The sequence below is a fragment of the Halalkalibacterium halodurans genome (genome assembly GCF_004376175.1).
Classification (GTDB): Bacteria; Bacillota; Bacilli; order Bacillales; family Bacillaceae_D; genus Halalkalibacterium; species Halalkalibacterium halodurans.
Genome location: NZ_SNUY01000093.1, coordinates 1 through 10,529, shown reverse-complemented (window position 1 = coordinate 10,529; position 10,529 = coordinate 1). Strand labels below are relative to the sequence as shown.

General features: G+C 43.6%; 8 protein-coding genes. 3 read left to right on the top strand and 5 right to left on the bottom strand.

Annotation, left to right across the window (positions count from 1 at the left end; genetic code table 11):
- Both E2L07_RS19205 and yicI read left to right on the top strand, forming a co-directional pair.
- A partial coding sequence (locus E2L07_RS19205) for a transposase (RefSeq protein ID WP_134228578.1) occupies positions 1-1,464 on the top strand: 1,464 nt, incomplete at its 5' end.
- Between the two features lie 378 nt (positions 1,465-1,842).
- The gene (gene yicI / locus E2L07_RS19200; RefSeq protein WP_134230379.1) at positions 1,843-4,164 is read left to right on the top strand and encodes an alpha-xylosidase; all 2,322 of its coding nucleotides are present in this window, start codon (positions 1,843-1,845) and stop codon (positions 4,162-4,164) included.
- Between the two features lie 399 nt (positions 4,165-4,563).
- On the opposite strand, the gene E2L07_RS19195 is transcribed toward yicI, so the two are convergent.
- Together E2L07_RS19195 and E2L07_RS19190 are read right to left on the bottom strand one after the other, a co-directional pair.
- The gene (locus tag E2L07_RS19195) at positions 4,564-5,697 is read right to left on the bottom strand and encodes a stage II sporulation protein P (RefSeq protein WP_134230378.1); all 1,134 of its coding nucleotides are present in this window, start codon (positions 5,695-5,697) and stop codon (positions 4,564-4,566) included.
- A gap of 94 nt (positions 5,698-5,791) precedes the next feature.
- On the bottom strand, positions 5,792-6,517 hold the full coding sequence (locus E2L07_RS19190; RefSeq protein WP_134230377.1) for a DsbA family oxidoreductase: 726 nt from the start codon (positions 6,515-6,517) through the stop codon (positions 5,792-5,794).
- 111 nt (positions 6,518-6,628) lie between these two features.
- Here E2L07_RS19190 and E2L07_RS21795 point away from each other — a divergent pair, with 111 nt between their 5' ends.
- Entirely contained in the window at positions 6,629-6,913 is a 285-nt protein-coding gene (locus E2L07_RS21795; protein ID WP_478292536.1) for a YczF family membrane protein, read from the top strand.
- A gap of 12 nt (positions 6,914-6,925) precedes the next feature.
- Here E2L07_RS21795 and E2L07_RS19185 read toward each other — a convergent pair whose 3' ends face one another.
- The 3 genes from E2L07_RS19185 to E2L07_RS19175 are packed head-to-tail and all read right to left on the bottom strand — an operon-like array spanning position 6,926 to position 10,384.
- A complete protein-coding gene (locus E2L07_RS19185; RefSeq protein ID WP_134230376.1) occupies positions 6,926-8,026 on the bottom strand; it encodes a GerAB/ArcD/ProY family transporter in 1,101 nt (366 codons plus the stop codon).
- 37 nt (positions 8,027-8,063) lie between these two features.
- Positions 8,064-9,164, bottom strand: a complete 1,101-nt coding sequence (locus E2L07_RS19180; protein ID WP_166740131.1) for a GerAB/ArcD/ProY family transporter — start codon at positions 9,162-9,164, stop codon at positions 8,064-8,066.
- A 26-nt stretch (positions 9,165-9,190) separates the two neighbouring features.
- On the bottom strand, positions 9,191-10,384 hold the full coding sequence (locus E2L07_RS19175; protein ID WP_166740130.1) for a Ger(x)C family spore germination protein: 1,194 nt from the start codon (positions 10,382-10,384) through the stop codon (positions 9,191-9,193).
- Positions 10,385-10,529: the final 145 nt, after the last annotated feature.

Below are 10,529 nucleotides of genomic sequence, written 5' to 3'. Positions count from 1 at the left end.
TTCGTTCTAAATCAGTTAAATGCCCATTATTCTGGCGGCATTCTTACCCTTGTTAATAAGGATTGGCCAGTAATTAAAAAGCTTTGGATAACTGATCTCTCTTCGGTAACTACATGGCTTGGTGATTCCTATTCCAAAAAGGGACCAAAGCCTCGTGACCCTGCTTCTATGATGCGTTCTTATCTGCTTTCATTATTTGTTCAACCTACAAAAGGTATTACTCATTGGGTTGATCAACTTCGTCGCGTTCCGTTGTATGCAATTCTTAGCGGTTTTGAACCCGGTGACACACCAGGTGTTGGAACATTTGAAGACTTTTTCAAACGTTTATGGGCCTTCGAAAGCCCGAATGTTATGCCGAAGGTCAAACCTAAAAAGAAAAAGTCAAAAAAGAAAAAGAAGCCTAAAAAGGGTGAAAAAGCTGAACCTAAGAATCCCGGAATTGTTCGTAAACTCGTTGATCGGGCAATGCGTTATGGTTCCAAACAAAAACAACTGCCAGGAGACCGATTATTTGAGTTTTTTCAATCCCAATTTTTAGCGGTTTCTACGAAACTTGGTCTTCTTGGGGATCCCGAAGCTCTAGGTGTAGTTGGAGATGGGACACCAATTGAAACAGCTAGGTACCCGAGAAGTAAATCAACCTGTAATTGTAGTGCCCAAGGACTAACGAACTGTACTCACCCACGCCAGTATTCACAACCCGACATCGACTCAGGCTGGGATAGTTCTAAGGAAAAGTACTTCAACGGATATCATCTCTACATGATATCCACTAGCGATAGCCAATACGACTTACCGCTATATCCACGGCTGCATCCTGCTTCCCGGCATGATTCAGTCAGCCTAGTGGTTAGTTCAATTGAATTTTCGCAACGGTACACCTTGGGCACGATTGATAAAATTCTTCTTGATGCAGCGCACGATGCTGAGGCCATTTATGAGCTACTTGAACATCAAAATGTGGAACCCTTCATCGATTTAAATGTTCGAACAAAGAAGAACTTTAGTACAGAAAGTGATATTCAAATATCTCCAACAGGTGTTCCAATCTGTCCGATTGGGAAGGAGATGAAGCCCAACGGGTTTGACAAATCTCAAAATCGGCAAAAATGGCGTTGTCCACTTGCTTGCGGTACCAAAAATACATGCTCATCACCGTGTTCAAAAGCAAAATATGGTCGGACATTCCATACATTCAGAGAGGATAATCTACGATTATTTACCAAAACACCAAGGTCCTCTGAAAAGTGGAAACTTATATACAAACGAAGAACCTCTGTTGAACGTTCTAATAAAAGAGAAAAAATAGATTATCACTTGGAATCTGGACGCCACCGGTCAACAAAAATGTGGTACATTCGCCTATACGCCATAATGATGTGTCAGCACATCGATGCTTGGTACAGCAGTCAGAAAGAGCAGTTAAATATTGAAGAAATCATCTTTCCTAAAGCCGCCTAGTCAATTTTTAAAAAAATAATGGCAATAGGTTTCTTTGTCATGCACATTTTTGAAAATACAATGAAAATAATGAGTGTGCAGGCCATTCCAATCCAATTTCCAGTAATTTTGGTTCATTTCACCCGGAAAATTGTTATTTATTCCGAGACTCTATCTAATTAAGGATCAGTAGCTACTGATACCTCGTATCGTACAGGAGGGCTCTTTCTGTTTCAAACCTCAAATTCTTTCATTACAGGAATGCTCCTTATTAATAATCTATCAGAATTGTTATATAAAAGGGCAGAAAAATTTAAGATTCTTACTAAAAAGATCAGTATGATGTGATCAGAAGCTTCTCTATACACAAAAACGAACTCGAAAGGTAGGGAACAAAGGATGAAATTTTCAGATGGTCAGTGGCTGACACGACAAGAGTATACAATTATAGGAGCGGTTCAAGTTCATGAGATCATACAAGGGGAAGCATCCATGACGGTTCTAGCCTCGCCGAAACCGATTGTGGATCGGTATGGACAGCTTGATACCCCGTTACTGGAGATCACTTTTTCCGCCCCTAGGCGAGAGATGATCCGCGTGCAAATCGATCATCATAAAGGAGGGAGAAAACGAGGTCCGGTTTTTACTACCAAACATGATCACAAGCATCAAGCAAGTTTTACAGAAACGGAGACGACGGCAATCCTCACAAGTGGCGACCTATCCGTCACCGTCCATAAAGAAGGTGATTGGCTCATTACCTTTTCCTATCAAGGAAAAGCGATCACATCGAGTGGTTCAAAAAGCATCGCCCACATTCTCGCTCAGGACGGAAAGGCTTATATGCGTGAGCAGCTTAGTCTCCAGCCAGATGAAATGATTTATGCTTTAGGCGAACGGTTTACACCTTTGATTCGAAACGGTCAAGTCGTCGACATTTGGAATAAAGATGGCGGTACGAACACGGAGCAATCGTATAAAAATGTTCCCTTTTATCTTTCTAACAAAGGGTACGGCGTGTTCGTGAACCATCCGGAGTGGGTGTCGTTCGAAGTAGGATCTGAAAGTGTGTCGAAGTCTCAGTTTAGCGTCGAAGGTCATCGCCTTGATTACTATGTGATGGCTGGGCCGTCGATGAAGAAAGTCATTGAAAGCTACACCGATTTAACGGGAAAACCAGCATTGCCGCCGGCCTGGTCGTTCGGTCTTTGGCTGTCCACATCGTTTACAACGAACTATGATGAAGCGACTGTCACCCAATTTATTGATGGGATGAATGAACGCGACTTGCCTGTTCACGTGTTTCATTTTGATTGCTTCTGGATGAAGGAATTTGAATGGTGTAATTTTGAATGGGATCGGCGGGTATTTCCAGAGCCAGAAAAAATGCTACAGCGCTTAAAAGAAAAAGGCTTGAAGCTATCTGTCTGGATCAACCCTTATATTGCGCAACGCTCTCCGCTGTTTCAAGAAGCGGCTGCAAATGGATACTTACTGAAAAAAGAAAACGGTGATGTATGGCAATGGGATTTATGGCAACCAGGGATGGGCGTGGTTGACTTTACGAACCCTGACGCTCGGATTTGGTATCAGGACCACCTTCGCAGGCTTCTAGAAATGGGCGTTGATTGTTTTAAAACCGATTTCGGTGAACGGATACCGACCGATGTCGTGTATCACGATGGCTCTGACCCAGAAAAAATGCATAATTACTACACGTTCCTCTATAATCAAACGGTGTTTGACGTCTTGAAACAAGTAAAGGGTAATCATGAAGCCGTCTTATTTGCTCGATCGGCCACGGCTGGCAGTCAACAATTCCCTGTTCACTGGGGTGGAGATTGTGCCGCAACTTACTCGTCTATGGCGGAAAGCTTACGAGGGGGATTATCTCTCGGTATGTCTGGTTTTGGCTACTGGAGTCACGACATTGGCGGCTTTGAAAGCCAATCCACTGCTGACCTTTATAAGCGCTGGACCGCCTTTGGTTTATTATCGAGCCATAGTCGTCTGCATGGAAATAAATCGTATCGAGTCCCGTGGGTTTATGATGAGGAAGCCACCGATGTTCCTCGTCAGTTTACAAAATGGAAATGTCGCCTCATGCCATACCTTTATGCGAAAGCATGTGAAGCAAGAACGACCGGGCTCCCACTCATGCGTGCGATGGTGTTAGAATTCCAAGACGATCCGACGTGTGCGTTTTTAGATCGCCAATACATGCTCGGGGGTCAGTTGCTTGTGGCTCCGATCTTCAATGAAGAAGGGCTCGCTCATTACTACGTTCCTGATGGTCGTTGGACAAATCTCTTAACAGGAAAAGCCGTGGAAGGTGGTAGCTGGAAGAAAGAACATCACGACCATCTGAGCATCCCTTTACTCGTTCGCCCAAATTCGATCGTCCCGATCGGCTCGGTGGATGACCGTCCAGACTATGACTATACAGACAATGTGGCATTCCACGTGTTTGCCCTTGAAAATTACGCGACAACTTCCATCTATACAGTAGAGGGAGAGGAAGCACTCACTTTATCTGCGACTCGCTCCACCACTACAGTCACATTTGATATATCTGATGGAAGCAAGCCTTGGACCGTACATTTACACGATGTCACAGAGGTGTCTAGCGTTGAGGGAGCTGACTTTGAAATTAGCGATGGCTCTGTCATCCTCCACCCTATCCTTGATGTGAAACAGGTGGTTGTCCACCTAGGCGTCTAAAGGGGTTAGACTACGTCCATGACGAATGTTCAAAAAATGATTTTTTGAGTGGAGCTCGGGACATAACTAGCCAAACGTAAGAAAAAGGTTCGGATCATCAAAATAAAATGATCTGAACCTTTTTTCTGTCTGAGGATCGTCTGTTGTTTGATCGGCGTTTATGGCCGTGAACTTATTAACGTTGGCTTCCACCTTCGTTCCATCATTAAAAATGGCTTTATTGTCAGTTACCTTCTCTTCAATCAGCAACCTTAAACTTTAATAGCTAATTAAAGTGTAAATAATAGTTTTGTCGTTTGAGATCATTCTCTCTACTTACATTTTCTACCTAAGGCTTTGAATCATAGTTCGGATTATACTTTGACTAAAATCCTTTTGTCCAAGACTCTTTACATCTTTTTATCCATCTTCCAATGTCCAAAAATAATCAGCAAACACTTCGGCAAATGCGTCGGCGCTACGATTTAGCTCGTCAATATGGTTATCGACACCGCCAAATTCAATTAAGATCGATTGGTCAGAGAGATCTTGATTGTAGACGCCATTTCCGCTTGAGCGATCCCGACCAAACACACCGCGACTGAGTCCTGGATATTTTTCTTCCACTTTTTCATGCAGTTTTGTCGCAAGCTCTAAATTTTTCTCATAGTCAGGATGGGATTCGCCGATGACAAACAACACTTGCGCATATTCTTTCCCGTTAATGGTAACCGTCGTGCCATCCCTTCGCACTGAGTCTCTGTGAAGGTCAAATATAAACGAAAGATCGTCGTGTTCCTCAATCGCTTCTTGAACAATTTCTCGTGATACTTCATACGCCCGACTCGGACGAACATTGCGCTCATGAAGCAATGCGGTCATATCGGTTTTGTCAACAGCCGCCTGAATTCCGTGTTTTTCAAGAGCATCCCCTAAGCGTTCACCTACCTTAATAATATTCATCTCATTGTGCGTCGCTTGATTTGGGTTTTCCACACCTGGCAAATGAGGCAAAAACGATTCCCAGCTATGGGTATGATGGATAAACACACGTGTGCTGTCCGTTTGCCGCTCTGTATCTGGTGTAGATTCAGTATCAGCTTCTTCTTCATCTGAAGACTCCATGACCGCTTCTCGTTCTTCCAACAACACTTCCATCGGTGGCGGTGATTCGAAAGGCATGTTCGAAAGATTTGTCCCTTCCCCTGCAACGATGATTCGTGTATCAAAAAGAGCTAAACCTGGCAACTCTCGTCCGAGCAGTGAACGAATGTCCCCCATTTCAATGCTTGTCGCCATTTCAAACGAGATCGTTGCCATAGAAGGGGGTTCATACCCTTCCGGCAAAGCCGTTGTAAAATACGGATTTTCTGTTCCCATCATCGACAGGAGCATTTCACTTGTAACAAGCTCCATTCCTCTATGAACTTTCTGCGAATGAAAATAAGTGTTCGATACGAGGAAGGAGACAAGGACCATCATGAGTGCCATCGTTGCAACGATGCATGTGACTAAGCGTTTAACACTGATGGAATAACTCGTAACAAAAAACATAGGCCCCTCCAAAAACTAGACTTGTCCTAAATCTATGAACGAAGTCTAGTATTTAGAAGAACCTTTTCATCTTTCAATCTTCTGTCACAATCATTTACGATTCATTAGGGATCTCACAGCTGCCATCACTACATGCAGCCCCTTGTTTCCCTTCATTTGCTAGTGGTTTCAACTCCTGCTTTTCTTCGTCTAGCACTTGCTTCAGGGCACGAGAAAATACATCTGTCGGTTGGGCACCCGACAATGAGTATTTTTGGTTGATGACAAAATATGGAACGCCGCGGACTTGCAAAGATTGGGCCTTTGCTTCCTCGCTACGTACTTGATCGGAAAAGGCTTCACTTTTTAACACAGCATGTGTCTCACTCGTGTTAAGACCCACTTCACCTGCTAACTTCACAAGCGTTTCGTGGTTATCAATCGGGAGTGATTCGCAAAAATAAGCACTTAACAATCGCTCCGTCATCGCCTTTCCTTTACCTTTGGTATCTGCAAATTTAGCAAGCCGGTGAGCATCGAACGTATTTGTTTCTTTCGCTTGTTCAAATTGAAACGCCAAGTCCACGGTTGCTGCTTGTATCTTGACTTGTTCTGTCATCTCCTTCGCTTTTTCAATGGACATGCCATATTTCCTTGCCAAGCTCTCATATACAGTTACTTGATTCTCTCGCGGAGCATTCGGATCAAGTTCAAAGCTGCGGAACACAACATCAATCGTTTGTTGCTCACTGTCTGCGAGTTGCCCAATCGCTTGTTCCAACCGACGCTTGCCAATATAGCAAAACGGACAAACAAAATCTGACCATATGTCAATTTGCATAGTCGCACCTACTTTCTTATCACATGGCATAATCTTAGCATATCTCTCACTGGGTAACAGCGAAAATGCTCAGCATTCACTTGATTTTCCCCTCTAGTCATCTCACCTGTAATGAGATCATCAGAAAAGAATCATACTAAGGAAAGAAGCTTTGACAGTGATTGGGATGGTTTTGAATATGCGCATATTTTTTCTTTTTTTACTGCTTTTTTCCTTAGTGTCCTCATGGTGATCACCATGGACCTGCTCGTATCGATCCCTTTATCGGTTTCGTTTCGCAATATTATTATGACGTTCAGGGCTTTAATGGTCGAAGAAGTTGTCATTGTGATCCTTATTACCCTTTACGTATTTTTAAAGCCAGTCGTGATTCATTTTGCTCAAAAGTGGCGATAAAATGCCTTTTCGCTAGGAGGAATTGGATCTAAATTTCCCCTTTACCGTGCTTACGATCAACATAAGGATCGGAAGGCCTGAGCCAAAGATAAGAAAAACAGAAATCAGTGCGAAGTTCCCTTCTTCTATATGTTCTGCAAAATTCCCCGCAATCATCATCGAGACGAACAGAATAATCAACCCCACAGGATAAATCAGCTTACGGTGGTCACTTATTTGAAACAGATCCGCCGCCGTCTTTACCCCTGCATAGTAAAACAGGGCAATTTTAAAAAAGTCTCCAATAATTAGTGAGAGGACGACTAGTAAATCCAACCGCTGAATGAACTCTCCGATATTCACCAGACTGATCGTGTGCAGTAAAGGGAACGTTGCCCTGCCTGCAATACCGATTCCAAGTGCAGCAATATTCATCGCTGTCGTTAAGCTAAGAACAAATCCGCTCAAGAGTGTCGCGATGACACCGTATCGAATCCCCCGTTTCATCTCGCTTAACAATGGCAAGACCATCGTAAAACAAATGACTTCGTTGAACGGAAATTCATACGTATGGGTGAGTGTCGTTTCTAACACTGGCCCCCAGCCTCTCTCCAACACAGGTAATAGACGGGTAAAGTCAACCACTCCAGAAACGAACAATAGCAGGTTACTTGCCACACCACTAAGAACCAAAATACCTAAAAAGATAAGAGCTGTTCTTCCTAGCACTTCAATCCCTTTATTTAAAACGTACGCAACAGACAATGTCATAACGGCATTGATGACAATCAGCGGTGTTTGATCCAATACCGAGATAACGAGGAGCACACCACCATCCCTGACATCTCGCACCGCCCCATAAATGAAAAAAATTGCATAAAGTAAGGCTAACGGCCAGCCAATCGGCTTACCTAAAATCTCGATAATGTAGCCGGAAAGGGGGAGATTCGTGTACTGTCGGTAAAGGGCAACGTAAACGAAAAACAAAAGGAGACCAGTGACCGTTCCAAATAAAGTCGCGAGCCACGCGTCCTTCTCTGCCATAATCCCTAAACTGACAACTAACGCTGTACCCATATTGAACAAGAAAATTAAAGCAAATAGTTGGCCTGGGCTTATTTTGATATCTCCCACCGTTCTCACCACCTTTCCGTCTTATCGCTTTCTTAGTTTATGTACGTGCAGAACTAAAAGTTTTCCGTAGCTTAGCCACCACATACAAAATAAAAGGAATAATTCCACCGAATGCTAAAAAGAAGGTGTCCAACAAAACGTTCCCTTCTTCAATTTGCTCGGCAAAGTTACCTGTCAGCATCATTGAAATAAACAAAATGATGAGCCCAACATAGTTGACAAGCTTTTTATGATCTTGAATTTGAAAAACGTCGGCAGCAGCAATGACAACGGCATAATAGAAAATGGCCGTTTTATAAAAATCACCAAGGATGAGTGTTAACACGACAAATACATCGAGCCGTTGGATGAATTCTCCAATGTTAATCAAGCTGATCGTATGCAATAAAGGGAACACGGCCCGTGCGGAAATATCCACACCGAGCACTGCCACATTCATCGCTGTCGAGTAAGCAAGAATCAGCACACTGACAATGACGGCCAAATAACCAGCCCGTATACCTTTCTTCCTATTGGCTAAATAAGGGAGCACCATGGCAAAACAAATAACTTCCTCGTGGGGAAACTGAAACGTCTGCTTTAACGTCGTCTCATTCACAGGCCCCCACCCTTTCGCCAAGACTGGGAGCAAGCGGTTGATATCAATGACTCCTGAAAAATATAAGAGGAGTCCACTAATCGCTGCGAAAATGAGAAAAATCGAAAAGAAGATTTGTGCCGTTCTAGCTAATACTTCAAACCCTTTATTCAAGACATACGCAATCGAAAAGATCATTACGATATTAAGGACAATAAGCGGTGTTTGATCTAGTACTGATGCCGCTAGCAAATCTCCTCCTTCTCGCAAGTCGCGGGCCGCTCCATGAATAAAAAATAGAACGTAAATTAAACCGAGCGGCCAACCGATCCATTTCCCAAGAATCGCCCTCATATACCCGGTTAGCGGCAGGTTAGGGTACTGGCGATAAAGGGAAACATAGATGTAAAAAAGGAAAAGTCCTCCAATCGCTCCTAATAGGATCGCAAGCCACGCATCTTTTTCGGCATCAATGGCGAGAACACGAAGAATTGCGGTTCCTAAATTAAAGAGGACGAGCAAGGCAAACAATTGGCCTGGACTAATTTTTGCATTTTCCACTTTACCCCACCACCCTTCCTTGTCACCTATTCCATTTCTAATAAATAAGGCTTTGACACTTGTCCTGTTCGTCTAAGGGCCGATTCTACATTCACTTCTACTTCAATCGTAGGGAAAATTTTATCCCACTCTTTCTCCATTTGTTGCCATGTCTTAGGGTCTGCGCGAAGAATCGCTTCACCAAAGCCAAGGACATCGGTCTCAAGCTCCTTCGCTTTGTCAACCATCACTTTTACGTGATTGCTCGTTTCTTCTTCCAATTGGCGTTCTAACTTACGAATTTCTTCCGATTTGCTTAGGTCGATCGGGCACAATGCTTCACCCACAACACCGATCTGCTCAATGGTCACTTTGACGACTGGTTGACCATTGCGTATCTCTCCTACCTTTTTCGTACGGGTACGAAGAAGTTCAATTGCGATCGCATCTTTCTTTTTTCCGCAGTCTAGGTTTATAATTGTACTTTGCATTTCATGGTTAATCCAAGAAAGCCCTTTGGCTTCCTCATTGTTGACCCACCCGACTAATTTGGCGTCTTTGAAAAGAGCCATCCCACTCACATGCATCTGTGCTGGCGGATCGGAATTGTCCACATTGATTCGTTTCTGGCCTGTTTCTGGATCGCCTAGATGGTCAATCCCGCTTATGACAGGACCGCCGCCTTTGACTAGCAGCCCGCGAATGACATCATCGATCTGAACCTCATAGGCTTCACCTAGCACATGTGATGAGATTTTTAACTTTCCGAGGATCGAGTTTGCCGGGATCATTTCGACTGTTGTCCGTGTCTTCAACATCGTCTCTGCGTCAATGCCTCTCGCGATAAAAACCCGGGTCGTCATTCTCGGTTCAGCATCCCGTTCAATTAATTCAAATACGTCTTCAATCCCTTCCTTCGCTAATTCCTCACCAATGATAAAATCACGGACATGTTCAAAATTAATTCGCCGCGGTGACTTTTCTGACGCTTCCCGGACGGCCTCAAATAACGTGTCTCCCTTTCCGCTGTATATAACAACGGGCGCTTTCTTTCCCGCCTCACCGGCAATTTCTTGGGCGTTTACCAGTTGAAACGAAAAACGATATTCACCTGTATCCGGTATTTTATCTACCCCCATTGCAAGGACAAATGCGAGTTCGTTTAATTCCCGGTAGTCCCAACACCCAGTAAGGGCTATAAGGGACAGAATGATGAGCATCACTCCCTTTACTCGCTTCACACGATTCCTCCTTTCTATTTTTATAGACTCTCGGCATTCGCCGAGCTTTGTGGTTCAAGGATTTTCCTCAAACCAATTTATTTCATCCCTCCTATTTTAGGTGGGATTTTTTAATGTTCATTTTTTAAAACTGGAAATTAATTAT